The 21608-nt window shown below is 68.4% G+C and carries 21 protein-coding genes, 1 other RNA gene and 1 riboswitch; of the genes, 10 read left to right on the forward strand and 12 right to left on the reverse strand.

Going from position 1 to position 21608, the window contains the following annotated elements; all coding sequences use genetic code 11:
* Positions 1–3: 3 nt before the first annotated feature.
* Genes ACS5NL_RS10295 through ACS5NL_RS10315 form a run of 5 tightly spaced genes read right to left on the reverse strand, consistent with a single transcriptional unit; the run spans position 4 to position 5458 of the window.
* Positions 4–891 (reverse strand): ABC transporter substrate-binding protein, encoded by an 888-nt coding sequence (locus ACS5NL_RS10295; protein WP_439353700.1) that lies wholly within the window; start codon positions 889–891, stop codon positions 4–6.
* Positions 888–1463, reverse strand: a complete 576-nt coding sequence (gene cobU, locus ACS5NL_RS10300; protein ID WP_439353701.1) for a bifunctional adenosylcobinamide kinase/adenosylcobinamide-phosphate guanylyltransferase — start codon at positions 1461–1463, stop codon at positions 888–890. Before cobU ends, ACS5NL_RS10295 begins: the two co-directional genes overlap by 4 nt.
* Positions 1456–2277: an ABC transporter substrate-binding protein gene (locus ACS5NL_RS10305; RefSeq protein WP_439353702.1), complete on the reverse strand. Its 822-nt coding sequence runs from the start codon at positions 2275–2277 to the stop codon at positions 1456–1458. Before ACS5NL_RS10305 ends, cobU begins: the two co-directional genes overlap by 8 nt.
* Complete coding sequence (locus tag ACS5NL_RS10310; RefSeq protein WP_439353865.1) at positions 2274–3617, reverse strand: cobyrinic acid a,c-diamide synthase CobB; 1344 nt, start codon at positions 3615–3617, stop codon at positions 2274–2276. Before ACS5NL_RS10310 ends, ACS5NL_RS10305 begins: the two co-directional genes overlap by 4 nt.
* A 14-nt stretch (positions 3618–3631) precedes the next feature.
* On the reverse strand, positions 3632–5458 hold the full coding sequence (locus ACS5NL_RS10315; protein ID WP_439353703.1) for a TonB-dependent receptor domain-containing protein: 1827 nt from the start codon (positions 5456–5458) through the stop codon (positions 3632–3634).
* A gap of 78 nt (positions 5459–5536) precedes the next feature.
* A riboswitch (cobalamin riboswitch) is annotated at positions 5537–5792 on the reverse strand.
* A 50-nt stretch (positions 5793–5842) separates the two neighbouring features.
* On the opposite strand from ACS5NL_RS10315, the gene ACS5NL_RS10320 reads away from it, so the two are divergent.
* From ACS5NL_RS10320 to ACS5NL_RS10335, 4 genes are all read left to right on the forward strand, one after another.
* A complete protein-coding gene (locus ACS5NL_RS10320) occupies positions 5843–6073 on the forward strand; it encodes a DUF904 domain-containing protein (RefSeq protein WP_439353704.1) in 231 nt (76 codons plus the stop codon).
* Positions 6070–6447, forward strand: a complete 378-nt coding sequence (locus ACS5NL_RS10325; RefSeq protein ID WP_439353705.1) for a cell division protein ZapA — start codon at positions 6070–6072, stop codon at positions 6445–6447. Before ACS5NL_RS10320 ends, ACS5NL_RS10325 begins: the two co-directional genes overlap by 4 nt.
* A 71-nt stretch (positions 6448–6518) precedes the next feature.
* Positions 6519–6699, forward strand: a non-coding RNA gene (gene ssrS, locus ACS5NL_RS10330) — 6S RNA.
* Positions 6700–6831: 132 nt separating this feature from the next.
* On the forward strand, positions 6832–7647 hold the full coding sequence (locus tag ACS5NL_RS10335) for a sulfite exporter TauE/SafE family protein (protein WP_439353706.1): 816 nt from the start codon (positions 6832–6834) through the stop codon (positions 7645–7647).
* Positions 7648–7675: 28 nt separating this feature from the next.
* Here the strand turns inward: ACS5NL_RS10335 and rraA are convergent, their stop codons facing one another.
* A complete protein-coding gene (rraA, locus tag ACS5NL_RS10340; RefSeq protein ID WP_439353707.1) occupies positions 7676–8188 on the reverse strand; it encodes a ribonuclease E activity regulator RraA in 513 nt (170 codons plus the stop codon).
* 268 nt (positions 8189–8456) lie between these two features.
* Here rraA and ACS5NL_RS10345 point away from each other — a divergent pair, with 268 nt between their 5' ends.
* The 4 genes from ACS5NL_RS10345 (at position 8457) to ACS5NL_RS10360 (ending at position 13975) form a co-directional block, all read left to right on the forward strand.
* Complete coding sequence (locus tag ACS5NL_RS10345) at positions 8457–8927, forward strand: SWIB/MDM2 domain-containing protein (RefSeq protein ID WP_439353708.1); 471 nt, start codon at positions 8457–8459, stop codon at positions 8925–8927.
* 137 nt (positions 8928–9064) lie between these two features.
* Entirely contained in the window at positions 9065–10894 is a 1830-nt protein-coding gene (locus ACS5NL_RS10350) for an adenylate/guanylate cyclase domain-containing protein (protein WP_439353709.1), read from the forward strand.
* Positions 10895–11141: 247 nt separating this feature from the next.
* Positions 11142–11990, forward strand: coding sequence for a phosphatase PAP2 family protein (locus tag ACS5NL_RS10355; protein WP_439353710.1), 849 nt, complete (start codon positions 11142–11144; stop codon positions 11988–11990).
* Positions 11987–13975 carry a S8/S53 family peptidase gene (locus ACS5NL_RS10360; protein ID WP_439353711.1) on the forward strand — a complete coding sequence of 663 codons (1989 nt, stop codon included), beginning with the start codon at positions 11987–11989 and terminating at the stop codon, positions 13973–13975. The genes ACS5NL_RS10355 and ACS5NL_RS10360 overlap by 4 nt, the downstream gene beginning before the upstream one ends.
* Positions 13976–13988: 13 nt before the next feature.
* On the opposite strand, the gene ACS5NL_RS10365 is transcribed toward ACS5NL_RS10360, so the two are convergent.
* The 4 genes from ACS5NL_RS10365 to ACS5NL_RS10380 all read right to left on the reverse strand — a co-directional run bounded on the left by ACS5NL_RS10365 (position 13989) and on the right by ACS5NL_RS10380 (position 18446).
* On the reverse strand, positions 13989–14639 hold the full coding sequence (locus ACS5NL_RS10365; protein ID WP_439353712.1) for a Crp/Fnr family transcriptional regulator: 651 nt from the start codon (positions 14637–14639) through the stop codon (positions 13989–13991).
* Positions 14640–14645: 6 nt separating this feature from the next.
* Positions 14646–15359, reverse strand: coding sequence for a helix-turn-helix transcriptional regulator (locus ACS5NL_RS10370; protein ID WP_439353713.1), 714 nt, complete (start codon positions 15357–15359; stop codon positions 14646–14648).
* A gap of 130 nt (positions 15360–15489) precedes the next feature.
* Positions 15490–17184, reverse strand: a complete 1695-nt coding sequence (locus tag ACS5NL_RS10375; protein WP_439353714.1) for a thiamine pyrophosphate-binding protein — start codon at positions 17182–17184, stop codon at positions 15490–15492.
* Between the two features lie 38 nt (positions 17185–17222).
* Complete coding sequence (locus tag ACS5NL_RS10380; protein ID WP_439353715.1) at positions 17223–18446, reverse strand: MFS transporter; 1224 nt, start codon at positions 18444–18446, stop codon at positions 17223–17225.
* A gap of 86 nt (positions 18447–18532) precedes the next feature.
* Here ACS5NL_RS10380 and ACS5NL_RS10385 point away from each other — a divergent pair, with 86 nt between their 5' ends.
* The gene (locus ACS5NL_RS10385) at positions 18533–19378 is read left to right on the forward strand and encodes an AraC family transcriptional regulator (protein ID WP_439353716.1); all 846 of its coding nucleotides are present in this window, start codon (positions 18533–18535) and stop codon (positions 19376–19378) included.
* A gap of 26 nt (positions 19379–19404) precedes the next feature.
* Here ACS5NL_RS10385 and arsC read toward each other — a convergent pair whose 3' ends face one another.
* On the reverse strand, positions 19405–19776 hold the full coding sequence (arsC, locus tag ACS5NL_RS10390; protein WP_439353717.1) for an arsenate reductase (glutaredoxin): 372 nt from the start codon (positions 19774–19776) through the stop codon (positions 19405–19407).
* A 132-nt stretch (positions 19777–19908) separates the two neighbouring features.
* On the opposite strand from arsC, the gene ACS5NL_RS10395 reads away from it, so the two are divergent.
* Positions 19909–20151 carry a hypothetical protein gene (locus ACS5NL_RS10395; RefSeq protein ID WP_439353718.1) on the forward strand — a complete coding sequence of 81 codons (243 nt, stop codon included), beginning with the start codon at positions 19909–19911 and terminating at the stop codon, positions 20149–20151.
* 18 nt (positions 20152–20169) lie between these two features.
* Here ACS5NL_RS10395 and ACS5NL_RS10400 read toward each other — a convergent pair whose 3' ends face one another.
* Positions 20170–21588, reverse strand: coding sequence for an aldehyde dehydrogenase family protein (locus ACS5NL_RS10400; protein ID WP_439353719.1), 1419 nt, complete (start codon positions 21586–21588; stop codon positions 20170–20172).
* Positions 21589–21608 lie beyond the last annotated feature (20 nt).

Below are 21608 nucleotides of genomic sequence, written 5' to 3' on the forward strand. Positions count from 1 at the left end.
CGTTCACGGCCGTGCCCCCGGAGCCTTCTGGGCCAGACACCGGGCCATGATGCGCGCGCCTTCGGCCATGCGCGGACCGGGGCGCACCAGCGTGTCGGACTCGGCCACCGGAAACACGCACACCCGCTGCTCGCGGATCGCGCGCAGGCCAGCCCAGCCCGGCCGCTGCGCCATGCCTTCGACGTTGCGCTGGCCCACCATGATCAGGTCCGGGTTGGCGCGCACGATGTATTCCGGATTGAGTTTGGGAAACGGCCCGAGCGACGCGGGCACGATGTTCTTCGCCCCCAGGCGGGTCAGGGTCTCGCCGATGAACGAACTTTCGCCAGCCGCGTACGGCCCCTGGTTCACCTCGAAATACACGCGCGCACCGCGGGCACCGGCCGGGATGGACTGCGCCGCGGCCATGACGGCGGCGTCGATGTGGCGCCAGATCTTCTGCGCGTCGGGCACCTCCAGCAGCTGACCGACCTTGAGCATCACGCGCTGCACGTCGGCGTGTGTCTTGGGTTCCATCGCCAGCACCTTGAGGCCCAGGGCGCGCAGGCGGTCGGCCGCGCGCGACGAGGTCGCCATCAGCACGACGTCGGGCCGCAGCGCGACGATGGCCTCGATGTTCGGGTCCAGCCCGCCGCCCACCTGTGGCAGCTTCTGCAGGCTGGCCGGGAAGTCGGAATAGCGGTCCACGCCCACCAGCCGATCGCACTGGCCCAGCTCGCACACCGTCTCGGCCAGCGAGGGCAGCAGGCTCACGATGCGCTGCGGCGAGCGCTCGAAGTTCACCACCACGCCCGCGTCGTCGGTGATCTGCAGGGCCGCCTGCGCAGGCGCGCAGAACGCCCCCACGACAGCAAACATCAAGCCATACAGACCTTGGCGCACCGGATTCATGTCTCGTCCTTCAATGTCAGCGGCAAGCCGGCCGCCATCAGCGTCACGCGCTGGCAGGTCGCCGCCACCCGCTGGTTGAGCCGGCCGAGGGCATCCACGAAGGTGCGCACCTCGCGTCCCATCGGGATCACGCCCAGCCCGATCTCGTTGCCCACCAACAGCACCGGGCCGGGTGCGGCGGCGATGGCCGCACACAGCGCGTCGCCCGCAGCGATCACGGCGGGCTCCCGAAGCGCCTGCGCCGGGTCGGCCGGCATCATCAGGTTGGTCAGCCACAGCGTCAGGCAGTCGACCACGATCAGCGTGTTTGCATTGCTGTGCCGCCGCAGGGCCTCGGCCAGCGCCAGCGGCTCCTCCACCGTCGCCATGCCGGGCACGCGTTGCGCACGGTCCGCCTGGTGACGGGCGATGCGCTCGCGCATCTCGGCGTCCCAGGCCTGACCGGTCGCGATCATCACCGCGCGGTGTTCGGTGCCGGCGGCCAGCCAGTCGCGCGCCAGCAGCTCGGCGCGACGCGACTTGCCGCTGCGCTGCCCGCCCAGGATGAATTCGCTGCGCAACCGGTCAGCCATATTGGGTCATCCAGCGGGTGACGATGCGGTGCATCTGCTCCACGCCGTCGGTCAGCGCGGCCGGTCCGGGCTGCAGGATGTCGGCCGACTTGATCTCAAACAGCTGGCCGGTCTTCACGGCGGGCACCTCCTGCCAGCCGGCGCGCGCGGCCACCTTCTCGGCGCGGAACTTCTTGCCGCACCAGGAGCCGATCACGATGTCCGGCGCACGCGCCACGATCTGTGCGCCGTCCGCGATGATGCGGTGCTTGCCCAGCGACTGCACCGCCAGCTCGGGGAACACATCGTCGCCACCGGCGATGCCCAGCAGCTCCGACACCCAGCGGATGCCGCTGATGTGTGGCTCGTCCCACTCTTCAAAAAACACCCGCGGCCGGCGCTTGCCCGAGGCCACCAACGCAGCCACCTCGGCGCGGATGCCGTCCAGCCGCTGGCGCATGGCCGCGATGTGCGCCAGCCCGTCGTCGGCACAGCCCACCATGGCGGCCACCTGGTAGAGCATGGAGCAGATCTCTTCCACACTGCGCTGGTTGAACACGGTGACCTGCACGCCGGCACGGATCAGCGCCGCCGCGATGTCGGCCTGCAGGTCCGAGAAACCGAACACGCAGTCCGGTTGCAGCTCCAGGATCTTGTCGATCTTGGCGTTGAGGAAGGCGCTGACCTTGGGTTTTTCGTCGCGCGCGCGGCGCGGCCGCACGGTGTAGCCGCTGATGCCGACGATGCGCGCCTCCTGCCCGAGCAGGTACAGCCACTCGGTCGTCTCCTCGGTCAGGCAGACGATGCGCTGTGGTCCGGGCAACACGGGGTTCATGCCACCTCCGGCAAAAACAGTTGCGCCGTCGCCTCGGGGTTGGACGCGAACCACGCATGGAAATAGCTCGCGCGCACCGGCCCGTGCCCGTAGATCGCCTCGGGCCTGCCGAAGCGGCTGCCCGGCGCGGTCTGCGCCACCGGCACGAGTGGCGACGTGGTCAGCGAGAAATGGAAGGTGTGGCCCCGCAGCTCGCCCGACGCCGTGTCCCAGCGCTGCGGTCCGAGGGCGGCCAGGCGCGGCTGCATCGCCACCTCGCCCGGCAGCAGGCCCCACATCGGCATCCGCGCGCCATCGGCCAGTGTCAGGCCGTCGAACAGCGGCATCATGCCGCCGCACTCGGCCCAGACCGGTTTGCCCGCCGCGATGTGCGCGGCCAGCGAGTCGCGGCACCGGGTGCCGTCCACCAGCGCGCGGGCATGCAGTTCGGGATAACCACCCGGCAGCCAGACCGCGTCGCAGTCCGGCACCGCCTCGTCGGCCACTGGCGAGAAAAACACCAGCGACGCCCCGAGTGCACGCAGCGTGTCGAGGTTGGCCGGGTAGGTGAAGCAGAAGGCCCCGTCGCGCGCCACCGCCACGGTGCGGCCCATCAGCAGCGGCGCCACCGGGCGCTCGGCCTGCGCGCCAAACGGCACCGCCCAGCGCTGCCAGCCCGCCGCATCGAGTTGGCCCAGCGGCGTGGACGCCATCGCATCGGCCAGCGCGTCCAGCCGCACCATCGCGTCGGGCAGTTCGGCCGCGACCGTCAGGCCCAGGTGCCGCTCGGGCAGGGAGAACCCGGCATCGCGCCGCAGCGCACCCAGCCAGCCCGCGTCGATGCCGGCCAGCCCGGTGCCCAGGTCTTCGCTGCGCACCGAGGCCTGCAGCATCTTCTCGTGCCCGTCGCTGGCCACACGGTTGGCCAGCACGCCGGCCCAGGGCAGGCCCGGGCGGTAGTGGCGCAGGCCGTGCACCAGCGCGCCAAAGGTCCCGGCCATGGACCCGGCGTCGATCACCGCCAGCACCGGAATGCCCAGCTTGACGGCCAGGTCCGCCGCGCTCGGCTCGCCATCAAACAGCCCCATCACCCCTTCGATCAGGATCAGGTCGCTGTGGGTGGCGGCTTCGTGCAGCCGGGCGCGGATGTCGTCTTCGCCGTTGAGCCAGAGGTCCAGGTTGTGCACCGGCTGGCCGCTGGCCAGCTGGTGCCAGTGCGGGTCCAGGAAATCCGGCCCGCACTTGAACACCCGCACGCGCCGACCCTGCCGCGCGTGCAGCCGCGCCAGCGCGGCCGTGACGGTGGTCTTGCCCTGGCCGGAGGCCGGGGCCGCGATCAGCAGGGCGGGACAGTTCGCCATCGCCATCCCGAGGCTCAGCGCGGCGTCCAGCTCAGGCCGAGGTAGAAGGTGCGGCCGGCGGTGGCGTAACCCAGCACCGACTCGTAGTCCTTGTCGGTCGCGTTGTCCACGCGCGCCAGCAGGCGCCAGTCGCGCGCGACGTCGGTGCTGGCCGTCAGGTTCAGCAGCGTGTAGGCGGGCAGCGCCTGCAGGTTGGCCGCGTCGTTGAAGCGCTGGCCGGTGTGCTGCACCTCGCCACCGATGCGCCAGCCGCCGACCGGCATGTCGGCCGTCAGTGTGGCCTGCGTCTTGGAGCGGCGCGCCAGCAGCAGCCCGGTGTCGGCGTTCTTCGGACGCATCAGGTCCAGCGATGCGCCGACGTTGACTTCGCCCAGCTTCGATCCGCCCGACAGGGTCACGCCGGTGTAGGTGGCGCGGCCGGTGTTGCCGTAGCAGCCGGCGAAATCGCCCACACCGTTGATGCAGCTGCCGGCGCCATCCACGTAGTTGATGAGGTCCTTGACCCGGTTGCGGTAGACCACCACCGACGCACGGCCCACGCCTTCCTGCCAGCGCAGGCCGGCCTCGACGTTGCGCGCGGTCTCGGCCTTGAGGTCGGGCGTGCCGTAGATGCTGAAGCGCTGGAACAGGGTCGGCGCACGGAACGCGGTACCGGCCGAGGCGGTGAGCTGCAGACTCTTGGACAGCGCATAGCCGTAGGCCAGAGAGCCGGTGTTGTTGACGCCGAACTCGCTGTCGTCGTCGCGGCGCAGGTTGGCCTGCAGCGTGTGGTCGCCGGCGCGCAGGCCGTAGCCGACCGCCAGCGCGTTCTGGTGGCGGTCGGTGCTCTTGGGCGTCGTGCTGGCGTTTTCCAGCTGGTCTTCGCGGCGCTCCAGATCGACCGTCAGGCGACCAGGGCCGACGCGCAGCTCGTTGCGCAGCAGCCAGCTCTCGACCTGGGTTTCGGTGAGGTAGGTCGAGGGAGAGGTCTCGTAGCGGTCGGTGCCACGGGTGAAGCCCACACGGGTGCTCCAGTCGTCGCTCCAGCGAGCGTTCCAGTTCAGGCCCACGGTCTGCAGGTGGCTCTTGGCCTGGTCGTCCTTGCCCGCCGCGAAGCCGTCGTAACCGGCCTTCTGGCGGTTGTCCAGCAGCGTGGCTTCCAGCTTCTGGTCCGGCGTCAGCTTCCAGCCCAGGCGGCCGGAGAACGATTCGTTGCGATAGCCGTCCTTGTCGGGGTTGCCGGTGGGCTTGGCGTTGAAGCCGTCGCTACGCTCGGCACCGAGACCGAAGGCGTAGTCGACCGCGCCTTCACCGCCGCGCAACGAGGCATTGGCCTCACGGGTGTTGTGTGAGCCGATGCCCACGCGCACCGACGGGAAAAAGCCGGTCTCGCCCTGGCGGGTGAAGATCTGCACGACGCCGCCGATGGCGTCAGAACCATAGACCGCCGCAGCCGGACCACGCAACACCTCGATGCGGTCGACCTGTGACAGCGGGATGGTGTTCCAGCTGGCGCCGCCGGTCGATTGCGAGTCGATGCGCACGCCGTCCACGAACACCGCGGTGAAGCGGTTTTCGCCACCACGCAGGTAAACGTTGGTGGTCGAGGCAGGGCCGCCATTGCGGTTGATGGTCACGCCGGGCAGGCGCTCGAGCACGTCGGACACCGAAGCCGCGCCCAAGCGGTCGATCGCCAGGCGGTCAACCAGCGTCACGTCGGCGACCACGTCGGTGATGGGCAACTCGGAGCGGGTGGCACTGACCACCACGACGGATGGGGATTTCTGGGCCCAGGCGGCCACGGACAAGGCGCAGGCGAACGGAAGCACGGCCAGGCGTGCACTGAAAACGCGAGAAGACATGAGATGAACAGACACAGAAGGTTGCCCTCGCCGTCTTCCCCGACAGCGCATGGGCGTCACGGTGACGGATCCAGGGAACGTGTCACCACCGTGTTGGCCGGTATCCGGGCTGACAGAACAACTCTCATCGCCTTCCCGGGTGCCGGCAAAACCGGACTCCCAGTGGCTGCGGGATGAAAGCGGGGACGCAAGACCTGATGGCCGTGTTTCCCGTCTGTTTACCGTTGCGGGGGCAGCGCAGGTTAGGTCGGTCCGGTGTGGACTTTCCCTCCTGCTTCCCGTTGAACTGCGGCATGCGAACCACACTGCGAGCACCAACGGCGAGCATTCTAAGCCCGGGGGCCTTGCGGCAACCCTACAATGGGTTACTTAACTGTCGTCACCATGGCCGAGCCCAAGCATCTTGAACTGATCGCCGAGCGCGTCGAGCGGCTGCTCCTGCGCCATGAAGAACTTCAGCGCACCAACGCCCTGTTGCAGGACCAGGTGTCCGCGCTCAGGACCGAGCGCGATTCGCTCAAGTCCCGGCTGAACGCCGCCCGCTCGCGCATCGATGCCCTGCTCGACCGGCTGCCGGCCGGCAACGAGGCGGAGACACCGAAAGACTCCCGATGAACAAGCCGGCCTCCAAACAGATCGAGGTCCAGATCATGGGCCAGAGTTACCTGCTGTCCTGCCCGCCCGGAGGCGAGTCCGCGCTGCTGGATGCCGTCGAACGCGTGGACACGGCCATGTGCCGCATCCGCGACGCCGGCAAGGTCAAGGCCCGCGACCGCATCGCCGTGCTCGCCTCGCTCAACCTCGCCTTCGAGCTGTCGCAGAAGGAAGCCCAGAGTCTGTCGGCGCCGACCTTTGCCGCGTCCACGCCAGCACCGCTGACAAACCCGGCCGCAGCGCTCGAATCCGACGATCCGGCTGCACAGACCCGTGTCGACGATCTGCTCAAGCGTCTGGACCAGGCGCTGGGCAGCGACGGCCAGCTCATCTGAGCGCCGGCATCGCCCTCAGGAATTTTTTCCGACAGACGCAGCGGCACTGACCCCGCAGAGGCCTACAATTTCGCTGTCTGCAGTGCGCGCCGGGCTTTATATTTCCTTGAACCAATGCTCTTTGAGCCCGGGCTTGGTACATAACGTGGTTGGTGTGAGCGTCTCGCGTCAGATGAACCCGAAGCCCCGTTGCCCTCGCCCACCTGAACCCCCGGTTCAGGATGACGGTCCGGCGGCATCTGCAGACACCTAATTCCCCACTCCCCCCTGCGCCGCTTCGCGGCTTCCCCCCTCTCCTTCGGGAAGGGGGACGTGGCTTGTGGACCGGCGAAGCCGGGTCCACGGCCACTCTGGATCGGGCACGCGCTCCGGAGACCTTCCTTCATGTTCCTCGAACCACTGCTGATCGTTGAATTCGCCCTGCTGGGGCTGTGCTCCGGCTTCCTGGCGGGGCTGCTGGGTATTGGCGGCGGCATGGTGATGGTGCCGTTCATCAGTGCAATCCTGTCGCACCGCGGCGTGCCCGGCGGGCTGGCGGTGAAGATGGCGATCGCGACGTCGATGGCGACCATCGTGTTCACATCGATCTCCAGCGTGCGGGCCCACCACCAACGCGGCGCCGTGCGCTGGGACATCGTGCGGCGACTGGCGCCCGGCATCGTGATCGGTGCGGCCATCGCCAGCCTGGGGGTGTTCGCTCTGCTCAAGGGCGGCTCGCTGGCACTGCTGTTCGCCCTCTTCGTCGGCTTCTCCGCCACCCAGATGCTGCTGGACAAGAAGCCGCAGGCCTCCCGCACCCTGCCCGGCGCCGCTGGCCAGCTGGGCGCGGGCACGGTGATCGGCTTTCTCTCGGGACTGGTGGGCGCCGGTGGTGGCTTCATCAGCGTGCCCTTCATGACCTGGTGCAACGTGGCGATCCACAACGCGGTCGCCACCAGTGCGGCCCTGGGCTTTCCGATCGCGCTGGCCAACGCCATCGGTTACGTGATCGCAGGACAGGGCGTGCCCGACCTGCCGGCGGGCTCTGTCGGCTATGTCTTCGTGCCGGCGCTGGCCGTCATCGGCGCGGCGAGTGTGCTGATGGCCCCCCTCGGCGCCAAGGCCGCCCACGCGCTGCCCGTGAAGTCGCTCAAGCGCGCGTTCGCCGGTGTGCTCTATCTGCTGGCCGCCTACATGCTCTACAAGGGCCTGACCGCCTGACCGCCGCCGCGCGGAAGCGGCGCCCGGCTCAGCCGACAGGATGCAGCGGTCGGTCGGCGATCACGGTGCCGTCCTCATCGGCGTAGAGCCATTCACCAGGTCGCACGGCCACCCCCTGGATGCGCACGACAACGTCGCGCAGGCCCTGGTTGCGGCGGTCCGTCGGCAGGGGCATCGAAGCCAGCGCACGGATGCCGGTCTCGCACACCACCAGTTCGGCGACATCACGCACACAGCCGTCGATCAGCAGACCCGCCCATCCGTTGCGCGCAGCGGCTGCGCCGAGGTTGCCCCCCAGCAGCGCGCGGCGCAACGACGCGCCACCGTCCACCACGAGCACGCGCCCCTCACCCGGACTCTCGACCGCGGCCTTGACCACGCTGTTGTCGTCCAGGCACTGCACCGTGACCACGGGGCCTGCAAAGCGGCGGTGTGCGCCGAAATCGCGGAACACCGGAGGCAGAACCCGGAACGCGCCGGAGGTGTCGCCCTTGTGGGCATCACAGAGGTCGCAGGTGGCGAAATCAGGCGTGGAAATCATCTCTTTTCACTCGCAGAAGGACAGGTTGGACACAGGTTTTTCGCAGTCGAAATTGGATCATGGAGATGAGCCTTCTCTGCCCCCGGCACACCAGCAGTGCGCCGAGTGTTGTTTTCGGGGCGACTGCGGGTCGTTTTCCCTATGACAAGACGCAAAAAAACCGCGACTCCACCTTGGAAGGACGAAACATCTCCATTAGCATCCGAAACACCAGCGGGAGAGCGCGTTCTCCTCTGGTGTCATTCCACTTCTAGAAGGAAATCCCATCATGGCAACTGCAAAGAAAGCTCCTGCGAAGAAAGCCGCTCCGGCCAAGAAGGCTGCTGCTCCCGCGAAGAAGGCCGCTCCGGCCAAGAAGGCCGCCGCTCCCGCGAAGAAGGCTGCTCCGGCGAAGAAGGCCGCTGCCCCTGCCAAGAAGGCTGCACCCGCCAAGAAGGCCGCTGCTCCTGCCAAGAAGGCTGCACCCGCGAAGAAGGCCCCTGCCAAGAAGCGCACCCCCAACGCTGCCTTCATGAAGGCCATGACCCCCAGCGCCGCCCTGGCCGCCATCGTCGGCAACAACCCGCTGCCGCGCACGGAAGTGACCAAGAAGGTCTGGGAATACATCAAGAAGAACAAGCTGCAGGACGCGGTCAACAAGCGCATGATCAACGCCGACGCCAAGCTGAAGGAAATCTTCAAGAAGGCCCAGGCTTCGATGTTCGAAATGACCAAGATGATCAACGAACACCTGAAGTGATCGTCGGTCCGCAGGGACACGGCGTGTCCCTCGCCACAGAAGAGCCGGCCACCCCGGCTCTTTTTTTTGCCGTTTTCCCGGCCCACCCGGAAAAGGCAAATGTGAGAAACTGAAACAGCACTTCCCCCGTTCGAGGTATGACACTTCCGCCGTCCCCCAGCACCATCGGCTCTTCCGACGAGGTGGTACAGCCCACGGTTGTGCCACCCCTGCCGCTGCAACAAAACAAGGTGGTGCTGGTGATGGATCTGGTGGAGTCCGTGCGATTGATGGCGTCGAACGAAGGGTCGGTGGTGCGGCAATGGCACAGCTTCCTCCAGCACGCCCGCCACGAAGTGCTGCCCAGCCACGGCGGCCGCCTGGTCAAGAGCCTGGGCGACGGCATCCTCGCCGAGTTCGACGAGGCGGTGCCCGCGGCCAGGGCCGCACTGACCCTGCACCGCTTCTTCGACACCGAAAACCAGCGGAGCGACGACGAGCACAAGCTCTGGCTGCGCGCCGGGATCAATGCAACGCACCTCTACGTGGACGAGAACGACGTCTACGGTCACGGCGTGAATCTGGCGGCGCGGGTGGCGGGGCTGGCAGGTCCGGGCGAAACCGTGATCACCGCGGATGTGCACGACGCGCTGGTCGATGGCGTCGACGGCGACATGCAGGACATGGGCGAGAGCTACCTCAAGCACTGGCCCGAGCCGGTGCGCACCTGGTTGCTGTCGGCGCACTCCGGCGACGACGTGATGTTCAGGCCTTCCGCGCCGGCCCGGCAGGACGACTTCCGGGCCACCATCGCCGTGCTTCCGTTTGTCTCGCGCGGCAATGCCGCCGAGCACTTCGTCATCGGAGAGCTGCTGGCCGACGGCGTCATCGTGCAGCTTTCGCGCAGCCATCAGTTGCGGGTGATTTCGCGGCTCTCGACCTCGGTCCTGCGGGGACGGGAAGACGCGAACCAGACCGCCAGCCAGCAACTGGACGCCAACTTCGTGCTGTCCGGCAGTTACGTGGCCCATGGGGACCGCGTGCTGGTGACGGCAGAGCTGTGCGATACCCGGCACCACGAGGTCATCTGGGCTGACCGGATCACCGGCGATGTGATGGACGTGCTCCAGCAGGACAGCGAGCTGATCAACACCCTGGCCTCAAACTGCGCCAACCAGCTGCTGCATTCGGAAGTGCAACGGACCCTCACGCAGGCCCTGCCCCGGCTGGACAGCAGCGCCCTGATGCTGGGCGCGATCAATCTGATGCACCGCTCCACGCGCCGTGACCTGGAGCGCAGCCAGCAGTTGCTGGAGGCTCTGGTGGACCGGCACAAGCGCTCGGTCGCTCCCTGGGCGTGGCTGGCCAAGTGGCACATCATGCAGGTGGTCCAGGGCATGGCGCCGGACCCCCACGAGTCGTTCCGGCGGGCCATCGACATCGCGGACCGCGCCCTGGACATGGTGCCCGACAGCGCGCTGGCACTGTCTGTCAAAGGACACGCCATGTGTCACCTTGGCCACGACATTGAGGGCTCGCACCAGTTGCTGCTGGAGTCCACCCACAGCAACCCGAACGACCCGATGGGATGGCTCTACAGCAGTGTCTGGTCGACCATGTGGGGCTCCCCCGAACAATCGGTGATTGAAGCCCAGAGTGCGCTCCAGCTGTCACCGCTGGACCCGCAGAAGTACTACTTCGAAATGATGCTGGGCAACTGCTACCTGGCGCTGGGCAAGATGGAAGACGCGGTGGCCATGTGCGAAGCGTCGTTGCGCAAGAACCGCTTCCACCTCCCGACCGTTCGTGCTCTCCTGGTGTCCCAGTACGAGCTAGGGCGCACAGACGACGCCAGGTCCACATTCGAACTCTTGCGGGTACTGCAACCCGAACTGACCGTGAGCAAGTACCTTGCGTCGGCCAGTGTCTACCCTGTCAGGCTTCGCGTCGCAAAAGCGCTCGAAGCGCTCGGACTTTCGAAAGACTGAGTTTAAGGAGACCAACATGAGCGGTGGTGCGAGCGGTGGTGCGAGCGGTGGTGCGAGCGGTGGTGCGAGCGGTGGTGCGAGTGGTGGTGCAAGCGGTGGCGCGGGTGGCGGAGGCCTCATCTCCTCCGATGCCCTGACGATCAGTCGAGCGGCTACCGCCGGGCCGTTTGCCGGCGCGGTACTGCACCCCTCCACCCCCGGGTTCGACCAGGATCAGAACCTCCGCCTCTGGGCCGACGGCCCGCGGATGACTGCCTGCTTCGAAGCGTTGATCGAAGGTCTTTCCATCTCCGCATCCGCCAGCAGCAAGCAGGCCGATCTGAGGTTCGCCAACCTCGGCGCGACCACGATCAAGAACCGGACGCTGGTGCAGCTGCAGGGGCCGTCCAGGAATCTTCTCAAGCAGCAGCTGGACCTGGTGGCGGCCTACGCGGATCTGCGCAGTGACCGCATGGCCGAGGTGCTGGACCAACTCACCGCTCCGGTCGGCTACTGGTCGGCCGTGCTGGGCCTGACGGCCCACCGCCACAAGAAGACGCTGCAGCTGATCGAGATTGCGCTGGGCCTTTGCATGCATGTCGAGATGCGCCTCAAGCACATCTTTGCGGCCCTGCGGCCGGTCGAGCTGTCGCCCCAGATCCAGCCCATGATTCCCACCCCCGGACATGGCAGCTGGCCCAGCGGCCATGCCACCGAAGCGTTTGCCGTGGCCACCCTGCTGGAAACCTTCATGGACCAGACACGGCCGGGCAAGAACGACGGCCAGAACAGCCGGACCCAGCTGCAGCGCCTGGCGGCGCGCATCGCCGTCAACCGCACGGTGGCCGGGGTGCACTATCCGGTGGACAGCGCCGCCGGTCGTCTGCTGGGCACCAGCCTCGGCGAGTTCTTCGTGGCCCGCGCCACCAGCGGCAGCGTCCGGCTGCGCGGCTTCGACAGCGACAAGTTCGTCGAAGCGGATGGTGTCCCCAAGGACTTCAAGCTCAGCGATCCCATGGACGCGGGTGCCTACAGTGTCGGTGGCCCGGCGATCCCGCTGCCCCAGGCAGATACCCTGGGCTGGCTGTGGCAGGAGGCCCTGAAGGAGTGGTCATGAGCACGCCCCAGCCCTGGCTGCCTCTGCCCAAGGGCGAGGTCACCGGCACGGACTGGTCACTGCCCCACAGCATCGAAGGCGCCGACCCCTACCTCGCGTGGGCGGAAGCCGACCGCTTCGAGGGATATCGGCTGGGCGAAGGCCGGGCGGCCCGGCCGAGGTGGCTGCCGATCGTCATCGAGCTCCAACAGGGTTTCGGCGTCCAGGACCTGCTGCAGGCGTCCGATGTGAAGTGGTTGCAGGTACCCAAGGCCTATCTGCTGCTGCCGGGGCTTCGCTTCTGCACGGCGCGCGCACGAAAGGGGTTTTTCAAGGCGATGCACAAGCGCTCGGAGCTGGCTGGCATCGTGCGGCGCTTCGAACTGGGACTGCCTGTGGAGGAACACACGGGGCCGCTGACAGACCCGGCGCTTCCGGGGGATTGCGCGCCGGAAGGTCCCGAGCGTCTGGACGGCCGGGTGATGGCCATCATCGATGGCGGCCTTGCGGTCGCCCACTCGGCCTTTCTCGACGCCAAGGGACAACCGCGGGTGCGGTACTTCTGGCGGCAGGACGAATTCGACGGTCCGTACGGACCGGGCCTGGGACGCCGTCTGCACAGCCGCCTGACCGATCTCCGCGCGGGCCCGACACCGCGTGAGATGGGCTACGGCCACGAGCTGACGGCGGCCGACATCCGTGCGGCGATGGACCGGTTCACGCTGAACGGCTCGGTCGACGAGGACGACCTCTATGACCACCTCCAGTGCTGGGACCTCAAGCACCCGGTCAACCACGGCACAGTGGTGGCGAGCCTGGCCGCCGGCCCCTGGCGGACCACCTCCCGCATGAGCAGTGCCGCCCACACCCCGGAGATGCACCCGGCCGGCGACGCGGCCAGCAAGGCGCCGCTGATCGCGGTACAGCTGGACTGGTCCAACGTCGTCGACACCTCGGGCGGTGCGATGAACGTCAGTGTGCTGGATGCCCTGATGTACATCCTGAACCGGGTGACCGCCGATGCCCAGGTGGTCGTCAACATCAGCTGGGGCACACTGGCCGGCCCGCACGACGGAACCTCGGTGCTGGAAGCGGCCATCGATCACCTGATCGCCCTGGGCGGTCCCGAGCGGCTGCAGGTCTTCATTCCGGCGGGCAACGGCTACCAGGACCGCACGCACGCCAACCAGACGCTGCTGCCGGGCGGTGCCCCTGCCGAGTTGCACTGGCACGTCCAGCCGGACGACCGGACCCAGAGCTTCCTGGAGCTCTGGCTCGGTGACCCGGAACTGCCGGAAGAAGTGTTGCAGGATGTGAGCATCGAAGTCACCCTGCCCGGCGGGCAGGTGCTCGAGCCGCTGACGGTCGGCCACGCCGGCTGCTGGCCATCGGCCGCCACCCCCCGGGTCGCGCTGGTGTTTCCCAGGAAAACGGCGCTGGGGCGCAATGGCACCTGCGCCCTGCTCGCGCTGTGCCCGACCGCCTCCCACGATCCGGCGGATCGGCTGGCCCCGTCCGGTGTGTGGCGCGTGAAAGTCCGCAACGGAGGATTCCATCCGGTGGTGCTCGACGCCTACGTGGAGCGCGACGACGTGGCACTGGGTACCCACACCGGCGCGCGCCAGTCGTCCTTCCTCGACAAGATCTACAACATCAGCGGAAACATCGACAGCTTTGTCGATGCCGAAGACCTCCCCACGCCGATTCGCCGCAGCGGTGTCTTCAACAGCATCGGCACCGGTCAGAACACGGTGACGGTCGGCGGCGTCCGGTTTGCGACCAGCAGCTTCGATCCGGCGGCCCGGTACAGCCCCAGGCTGCCCGATCCCGATGCCTCGCGCCTGCCCCAGCGGGCTGGCGTCCGCAAAGTCCCCGAGACACTGGCGGTGAGCGACGAGAGCACGGCGCTGTGGGGGGTGCTGGGGGCGAGCAGCCGCAGCGGCGGCGTGGTGCGGCTCTACGGCACCAGTTGCGCATCCCCACAGGTTGCGCGCAAGAACTTCTGACGGCGCCGGTCGCTCACCAGCGGGACGGCAAGGGCTTGAGCAGCCAGATCCAGCGCTCGCGCACGGCAATGTAGCCGCCGGTTTCGAGGTCCTTGAGCAGGCGGCTGACCATTTCGCGCGAGCAGGCCAGGTGTTGCGCAATGGCCTGATGCGTCAGGCGCTCGGTGAGCTTGCGCAGACCCGCCTCGTCGGGCTCGGCCGCCAGCTGGTTGAGCAGCAGCACCAGGCGCCCGTACACATCGATCAGGGCGACATTGCCCGCGCTCTCGGTCGCGAGCCGGGCGCGGCGGATCAGACGCGCCATCAACTCCAGCGCAAATTCGGGATGGGCAGCGATGTAGCCCAGCAGCGTGGCCCGGGTGATCACCGAGCAGGTGGTCGGACCGACCGTTTCGACGTTGGCCGAGCGGGGGCCACCATCCAGCGACATCTCGCCCACGTAGTCCAGCGGTCCGTAGAACCCGAGCGTCAGTTCCTTGCCGTTGCCGTCGCCCAGAAACGCCCGCAGCCGCCCCTGCAGCACGATGTAGATCGAATCGCCGGTCTCCCCCTCCTGGATCAGCAGCGCACCGTTGCGGTAATGGCGCTGCACCCCCAGTGCCGCGAGTGACCTGACATGGGAAGAAGGCTGGTCATCGGCAGACGGCAGGGGAACGTGTGGCATCCAGGCTCAGGGTTGTAGGAACTCCCGTGGATTGTGCGGCACCCCGGAGAAGGCACGCAAGGCAGGAACCACAGGCGGCAGACTGTGCACCCGCTGCATCAGGCTGCGGATGCTGCAGCAGCCCGTCTTCTCGCGCAGCGCCTTGATCTGGCTGCGCACGGTCGACTCGGCCACGCCGTGGTCGCGCGCGATGTCGGGAATCGACAAGCCCCGGCACAGCCCCAGCAGCACCGATTCTTCGCTCGGGCTGAGGTTCTGCGAGCGGGCGTACATGCGCAGCGCCAGGTTGTCGCAGGCGTTCTTGCGCGAGAGCAGCACCAGCACCGTCGGCGAATCGAACTCCAGCGGGTGGTTCAGCGGCACGAAGGCCACCGAGAGCTCGTGGTCGCCCTGCTTGAGCAGCAGCAGGCGGCGTTGCCCGCGCAGGGCATGCTCCAGCGCGATCTGGATCTGGCTCGTGATGTCGGTCGACTGCCCGAGCAGCGAACGGGCGTGGGTCATGATCACCCGGCCGGTCGACATTTCGTGGCGCGCCAGGTGGTTGGCGTGGCGGATGCGGCCCTGGCCGTCGATCACGAGCAGGCCGTAGTCGACCTCGTCCAGCACCCGCAGCAGGATGGCCTGGCCCAGCCCCTCTTGCGCCTGGACCGATGGATCAGCGTGAAAGAACAGATCGCGGGCGTTGCGTTCGACCGGTTGGCGTTCGGCGGTGGTTTCCATGGCGCTTTCCTCGTTGGTTGCGATGGGGAAAGCTTAAGAACCGGGGCCGTTTCTGGCCCGTGTGCCATTGCCCGTCAGCCTGTGCGGTATTCACAAGTTGAGTTGCACAAAAACAACAAAACAGGAGACCTCAACGCGATTTGTTCCGGATCGCCGAGAGCGTTCCGCGGGTCGTGAGCACCTCGGCGTCGAGCATCACCTCGATCAGTGCGCCCCCCGGCGCCGCCAGTGCGCGCTGCAGCGCCGGCTCGAATTCGGCCGTGTGCGTCACGCGTTCGGCCGTGTAGCCGTAGGCCCTGGCGAGCGCGCAGAAATCGGGGTTCACGAGATCGGAGCCACTGACCCGCGCCGGGTACTCGCGCTCCTGGTGCATGCGGATGGTGCCGTAGGTGCCGTTGTTGAGCAGCACGATCACGGTCTTCGCACCGTGCTGCACGGCCGTCGCCAGTTCCTGCCCGTTCATGAGGAAGTCGCCGTCGCCCGCGATGGTGAACACGGTGCGGCCGGTCAGGATCGCCGCACCGATGCCGGCCGGCACGCCGTAGCCCATGGCGCCATTGGTCGGCCCCAGCTGGGTCTTGAAGCCCTTGGCCAGACCGTGGTAGCGGTAGAAGCGGTGCAGCCAGCTGGCGAAGTTGCCGGCGCCATTGGTCAGCACCGCGTCGGCCGGCAGCAGCTTCTGCACCGTGTGGATCAGGGCCGGCATGTCGACGGGGCCGGGCAGCGTGATGCCGCCGTTGGCGACGTCGATGTTGGCCAGGTAGTCGGCGTGGCAGGCCTGTGTCCACTGCCCCCACGCGATGCCCGGTGGCGCACTGAGCACCTCCAGGCTGCGCGCGGCCGCGTTCATGGTGGACTGGATCGCCAGCGTCGGCTGGTAGACCCGGCCGAGTTCTTCGGCGCTGGCGTGGATGTGCACCAGCTTCTGTTTCGGCAGCGGTGCCTCGATCAGCGTGTAGCCACCGGTGGTGGCCTCGCCCAAGCGCGGCCCGATGGCCAGGATCAGGTCGCTCTCGCGGATGCGCCGCGCCAGCGCCGGGCTGATGCCCAGGCCCACATCGCCCGCGTACTGCGGGAGGTGGTTGTCGAAACAATCCTGGAAGCGGAAAGCGTTGGCCACCGGCAGCTGCCAGTTCTCGGCAAAGCGCTGCAGCGCCGCCGCCGACTGCGGCGTCCAGCCGCCTCCGCCCGCGATCACCAGCGGACGTTCGCTGGCCAGCAGCAGACTGCGCAGTTCGCGCAGCGCGCCCGGGTCGGCCCAGGCCTGCACCGGTTCCACGCGCGGCAGCGGCGTCGCGTCCACAGTCTGCGTCAGCATGTCTTCCGGCAGCACCAGCACCACCGGGCCGGGCCGGCCGTTCATCGCGGTGGCGAAGGCGCGCGCCACGTATTCGGGAATGCGGCGGGCGTCGTCGATGCGCTCCACGCGCTTGGCCATGCCCTTGGTGCTCGGACCGAAGAAGACGTTGTAGTCGACCTCCTGGAAGGCCTCGCGGTCGCGGGCGTCGCTGGCCACATCGCCGACGAACAGCACCATCGGCGTCGAATCCTGGAACGCGGTGTGCAGGCCGATGGACGCGTTGGTGGCGCCCGGTCCGCGGGTCACGAAGCAGACGCCGGGCCGCCCGGTCAGCTTGCCCTGCGCCTCGGCCATGAAGGCCGCCCCACCCTCCTGCCGGTTGATCACGAAACGGATGCGGTCGGCGTGGTCGTGGAAGCCGTCGAGCACGGCGAGGTAACTCTCACCCGGCACCCCGAAGGCGTGGGTCACGCCCTGGGCGATCAGGCATTCAACGAGAAGGTGTCCGGCAAGCTGTGTGGTCATGCCCGACATTGTCGTTCGCCGCGACCGGGGTCGCAGCCTCAGCGCGCCACGGTGCGCCGGCCCACGCCGATGGCCGCATAGACCGACAGCAGCAGCACCAGCGCCGCGCCGCCCAGCGTGACCGCGTACCAGCCCCGGTCCATGAAGGCGCCGAAGACCATGGGCGAGACCGCGAAACCGACGTCCAGCCCCGAATACACCGTGCCGTAGACACGGCCGGTCGCGCCCTTGGGCGTGGCCTTCTTGATCATCATGTCGCGGCTGGGGCCGCCGATGCCGACGGCGAAACCGGTCGCGGCCAGCACGACCATGGTGCCGGTGCCGCCCAGCCAGCCGGTGGCGCACACGGCCAGCAGGATGGCGCCGGCCGTCATGGCCATCGCCACCACGCGGTCGCTGTGTTTCGAGGTCGCGGCCACGAAGCCGCCCACGAACATGCCCACCGCGCCACACAGCATGTAGGCGCTGACCGTCAGCGTGGCCGCCTCGACGCCCACGCCGTAGAGCTGCTTGAGGATGGACGGCGCGAAGCTCTGCACCACCGCCAGGGTCATGGTGGAGAGGAAGAAGAAGGCAAAACACCACCAGACCACCGGCAGCTTCATGAAGGCCAGGTCCGAGCCCTTGGGTGCGTCGGCGTGGCGCACATGCACCTCGGTGCGCAGCTTCTCGCGTTGCCATAACAGCAGGGCCAGCACAGCGATGTACAGCAGGGCCGCGCAGCGGTAGGCGGTGCGCCAGTCGGACAGTGCCGTGATGCCGACCAGGAAGGCAGGCGCCAGCGCCCAGCCCAGGTTGCCGGTCAGGCCGTGGGCGCTGAACGCGTAGCCCAGGCGCGGCGCCGAGACGCGCTGGTTGAGGATGGTGAAGTCGGCCGGGTGGAACGGCGCGTTGCCCAGTCCCGCCAGCACCGCGACCAGCACCAGCCCGGAGTAGCCGGTCGCGATCGATCCGGCCAGCGAGGCCAGCAGGAAGCAGCTGATGGCCGCAAACAGCACCGGCCGCGCGCCGATGCGGTCGACCACGAAGCCCGACATCGCCTGGCCGGAGCCGGAGATGATGAAGAAGATGCTCATCAGCAGGCCGACGTCGGAGTAGCTCAGCCCGAAGTCGCGCATGAAGATCGGGAACAGCGGCGCCAGCAGCAGGTGCGAGAAGTGCGAGGTGCCGTGGGCCAGGCCCACCAGGCCGATGACGGCGGCGTCCTGCTTGAGGGGAATCGGGTTGGCCGGCGGCGCGGCGTCCAGGGTGGCGGTGTTCATCGGGGGCATGGTACGGCGCACGCGCGCGGCTGTTCTGCGATAAAAAGACAACCTTTGTCGAATTTCCGCCAAACCACCCCGTCCCGATGAACACCCGCCGCCCGCGCCGCGCCGTCCCCGTCGGCGACACCGATCCGTTCCGCCCGACCCCGCAGCGCCCGGTGCGCTGCCGAGCGCGCTCGATGGGCCACGACGCCCAGTTCGAACCGCACCACCACCCCTGGGGCCAGCTGGCCTGCTGCGCCAGCGGCCTGCTGCAGGTCACGGTCGCCGCCCATGCGCCGGACGAGGCCCCCGCGATGGAGACCACGACCATCGTGCCGCCCTCGCGCGCCGTCTGGATTCCACCCGGCGCGCGCCACGCGGTCAGCATGCTCGAAGCTTCCCAGCTCTACACGCTCTACATCGACCCTTCGGTGGTGGCCCCCGACTGGCGGCACTCTCGGGTGCTGGTCGTCTCGGCCCTGCTGCGGGAACTGATCCTGGGCATGGAACTGCCGCACCACGTCGGCGACGAAGCGCGCCAGCACTCGATCTCGACCCTGGTGCTGGCCGAGATGGCGCACGCGCCGACCCAGCCGCTGGGTGTGCCCATGCCCGACCCGCAGCGCGGTGACCGGCGGCTGCGTGCGCTGTGCGAAGCCGTGATGAACGCGCCGGCGCAATACGCGACCCTGGCCGAATGGGCAGCGCAGAGCGGCGCCAGCGAGCGCACGCTGGCCCGCCTGTTCCGCGACGAACTGGGCACCGGCTTCCAGCGCTGGCGCCAGCAGGTGGTGCTGGCCCACGCCCTGCCGATGCTCGCGCGCGGTGCACCGGTAAGCCAGGTGGCGGCCGCCAGCGGCTATGCCAGCGACAGCGCCTTCAGCGCGATGTTCCGCGCCGCGCTGGGCCAGCCACCCTCGCGCTTCGGTCCGGCGGCCTCCGGCTGACCAGGTTCGGCGCCGGAGCGGGGGCCTCAGGCCGCGGCCAAGACCTCCGCCAGCCGTTCCTTGGGCCGGCAGAGCACGGTGCCACGCGGCGTGACCACGATCGGCCGCTCGACCAGCACCGGGTGCTGCACCATCAGGTCCAGCCATTCGGCCTCGCTGCGGTCGGGCCTGGCCTGCGCCAGTTCGGCATACAGGTCGCCCTTGCGGCGCAGGACTTCGCTCGCTTTCATGCCCATGGCCTGGAGCAGGCCGGCCAGCTGTTCGCGGGTGTACGGCTTCTTGAGATAGTCCACCACCACCGGATCGAACCCGGCCTCGCGGATCGCGGCCAGCACCTGGCGCGAGGTGCTGCAGTTGGGGTTGTGGAAGATCGTGATCGAGGCGTCGGTCGGCTTCATGTCGGTGCTCCGGATGCGAGGTTCGCGAGCATAACGCCCGCCTGCGGTGCACCGCAGGCCGTCACAGCCCTGTCACGTCGGGCCCGTATCTTGCAAAGTCTTGCCGCAGAAAGAAGACACAGGGGACCGACCATGAACCTCCAACACCAGGAACGCATCGCCAAGACACCCAAGGCCTGGGAAGCCCTCTCACGCCCTGACCTGATCGGGCGCCGCGCCCACAGCCTGCTGCTGATGGCCAACGGCCGGCGCAGCGAACGTGAGCTGTCGGCCCTGCTGGGCAGCGACGTGCACGACCTCACCGAAGGCCTGTTCCAGCAGGGCTATCTGCAACCCGTGCCGCTGATGCTGTACGGCGAGAACGACAACGCCTGAGCGCGCTGGCGCGGGCCGTCAGAGCCAGCGCCGCAGCAGGCCCATCACACGGTCGAATGTCGCGCCATAGGGCGGATAGAACAGGCTACCCGCCGCCCAGCGCGACTGCACCAGCACCGGCTTCTGCTGCGTGAAACGCAGGAAGCCGGTTTCACCGTGGTACGCCCCCCAGCCGCTCTCGCCGACGCCGCCGAACGGCAGGTTCTCGTGGGCGATGTGCATCAGCGTGTCGTTGACCGTCACGCCGCCGCTGACCGTGCCGCGCAGCACCCGGTCGCGCGCAGCGGCGTCGCTGCCGAACCAGTACAGGGCCAGCGGACGTGGCCCGGCGTTGATGCTGGCGATGGCGTCGTCCAGCGTCGTGTAGCCCAGCACCGGCAGCACCGGGCCAAAGATCTCCTCGCGCATCAGGCGCGTGTCGGCCGCGGGCTGGAACACCAGCACGGGGGTCATCTGCCGCACATGGCCCGAGCCGCTGCGCGGGGCCACTTCGACCACACGGGCCCCGCGGGACTGCGCTTCGTCCACCAGCGCGAGCAGCCGGGCGTGGTGCCGGTCGGTGACGATGCTGGCGTAATCCGGGTGGGCGGCGCCACATGGAAACAGCCGCGCCACGGCCGCGGCAAACGCACGTTCGAACTCGGCTTCGCGGCCCTGCGGCAGCAGCAGGTAGTCGGGTGCGATGCAGGTCTGCCCGGCGTTGAGCAGCTTGCCATGCGCGATCTTGATCGCCACCGCGTCGAGGTCGGCCGAGGCATCGACGATGCAGGGCGACTTGCCGCCCAGCTCCAGCGTGGTCGGCGTGAGGTTGGCGGCGGCGGCGGCGGCCACCTGGCGGCCCACCGCGGTCGAGCCGGTGAAGAACAGGTGGTCGAACGGCAGGCTGGCGAACTCGCGCGCGATCTCCGGCCCACCCTGCACCACGCAGACCTCGTCGGCCGAGAACGCCTGGTGCAGCAGCGTGGCCAGCAGGCCCGAACTGTGCGGCGTGAGTTCGCTGGGTTTGACCATCACCCGGTTGCCCGCGGCCAGCGCGGTGGCGGCCGGACCGAGGGTGAGCTGCAGCGGGTAGTTCCAGGGGCCGATGACGCCGACCACACCCAGCGGCTGGCGCTGGATGTGGCCGCTGGCGGGCTGCAGGTAGATGGGGGTGCGCACGCGGCGCGCCTTCATCCAGGCGCCGGTGTGCTTTTCCAGGTCCCCGACCAGCGAGCGCAAGACGAAAAAGTCCGCCACCTCGGTCAGCCTGGGCGAGCGCACGCCGAAGTCGGCCTGCACCGCCTCGGCCAGGGCCGCGCCATGGCTGTCGATCAGCGCGCGGATGCGGCGCAGCCGGTCCAGCCGCAGCGACAGCGGCACGTCGATCTGCGCGCGGCTGGCCTGAAACTGCGCGTCAAACAGGGCACGCAAGGGAAGGTCGGGGGGCGTCTGGGTCATCGAACCATCATAGAAGTGCG

The sequence above is a fragment of the Hydrogenophaga sedimenti genome (assembly GCF_051857515.1).
Classification (GTDB): Bacteria; Pseudomonadota; Gammaproteobacteria; order Burkholderiales; family Burkholderiaceae_C; genus Hydrogenophaga.

Excerpts from the sequence above, each read along its gene's own strand:
- ACS5NL_RS10295 (WP_439353700.1), bottom strand. The coding sequence starts at position 891 with ATGAATCCGGTGCGCCAAGGTCTGTATGGCTTGATGTTTGCTGTCGTG.
- cobU (WP_439353701.1), bottom strand. The coding sequence starts at position 1,463 with ATGGCTGACCGGTTGCGCAGCGAATTCATCCTGGGCGGGCAGCGCAGC.
- ACS5NL_RS10305 (WP_439353702.1), bottom strand. The coding sequence starts at position 2,277 with ATGAACCCCGTGTTGCCCGGACCACAGCGCATCGTCTGCCTGACCGAG.
- ACS5NL_RS10310 (WP_439353865.1), bottom strand. The coding sequence starts at position 3,617 with ATGGCGAACTGTCCCGCCCTGCTGATCGCGGCCCCGGCCTCCGGCCAG.
- ACS5NL_RS10315 (WP_439353703.1), bottom strand. The coding sequence starts at position 5,458 with ATGTCTTCTCGCGTTTTCAGTGCACGCCTGGCCGTGCTTCCGTTCGCC.
- ACS5NL_RS10320 (WP_439353704.1), top strand. The coding sequence starts at position 5,843 with ATGGCCGAGCCCAAGCATCTTGAACTGATCGCCGAGCGCGTCGAGCGG.
- ACS5NL_RS10325 (WP_439353705.1), top strand. The coding sequence starts at position 6,070 with ATGAACAAGCCGGCCTCCAAACAGATCGAGGTCCAGATCATGGGCCAG.
- ACS5NL_RS10335 (WP_439353706.1), top strand. The coding sequence starts at position 6,832 with ATGTTCCTCGAACCACTGCTGATCGTTGAATTCGCCCTGCTGGGGCTG.
- rraA (WP_439353707.1), bottom strand. The coding sequence starts at position 8,188 with ATGATTTCCACGCCTGATTTCGCCACCTGCGACCTCTGTGATGCCCAC.
- ACS5NL_RS10345 (WP_439353708.1), top strand. The coding sequence starts at position 8,457 with ATGGCAACTGCAAAGAAAGCTCCTGCGAAGAAAGCCGCTCCGGCCAAG.
- ACS5NL_RS10350 (WP_439353709.1), top strand. The coding sequence starts at position 9,065 with ATGACACTTCCGCCGTCCCCCAGCACCATCGGCTCTTCCGACGAGGTG.
- ACS5NL_RS10355 (WP_439353710.1), top strand. The coding sequence starts at position 11,142 with ATGACTGCCTGCTTCGAAGCGTTGATCGAAGGTCTTTCCATCTCCGCA.
- ACS5NL_RS10360 (WP_439353711.1), top strand. The coding sequence starts at position 11,987 with ATGAGCACGCCCCAGCCCTGGCTGCCTCTGCCCAAGGGCGAGGTCACC.
- ACS5NL_RS10365 (WP_439353712.1), bottom strand. The coding sequence starts at position 14,639 with ATGCCACACGTTCCCCTGCCGTCTGCCGATGACCAGCCTTCTTCCCAT.
- ACS5NL_RS10370 (WP_439353713.1), bottom strand. The coding sequence starts at position 15,359 with ATGGAAACCACCGCCGAACGCCAACCGGTCGAACGCAACGCCCGCGAT.
- ACS5NL_RS10375 (WP_439353714.1), bottom strand. The coding sequence starts at position 17,184 with ATGACCACACAGCTTGCCGGACACCTTCTCGTTGAATGCCTGATCGCC.
- ACS5NL_RS10380 (WP_439353715.1), bottom strand. The coding sequence starts at position 18,446 with ATGAACACCGCCACCCTGGACGCCGCGCCGCCGGCCAACCCGATTCCC.
- ACS5NL_RS10385 (WP_439353716.1), top strand. The coding sequence starts at position 18,533 with ATGAACACCCGCCGCCCGCGCCGCGCCGTCCCCGTCGGCGACACCGAT.
- arsC (WP_439353717.1), bottom strand. The coding sequence starts at position 19,776 with ATGAAGCCGACCGACGCCTCGATCACGATCTTCCACAACCCCAACTGC.
- ACS5NL_RS10395 (WP_439353718.1), top strand. The coding sequence starts at position 19,909 with ATGAACCTCCAACACCAGGAACGCATCGCCAAGACACCCAAGGCCTGG.
- ACS5NL_RS10400 (WP_439353719.1), bottom strand. The coding sequence starts at position 21,588 with ATGACCCAGACGCCCCCCGACCTTCCCTTGCGTGCCCTGTTTGACGCG.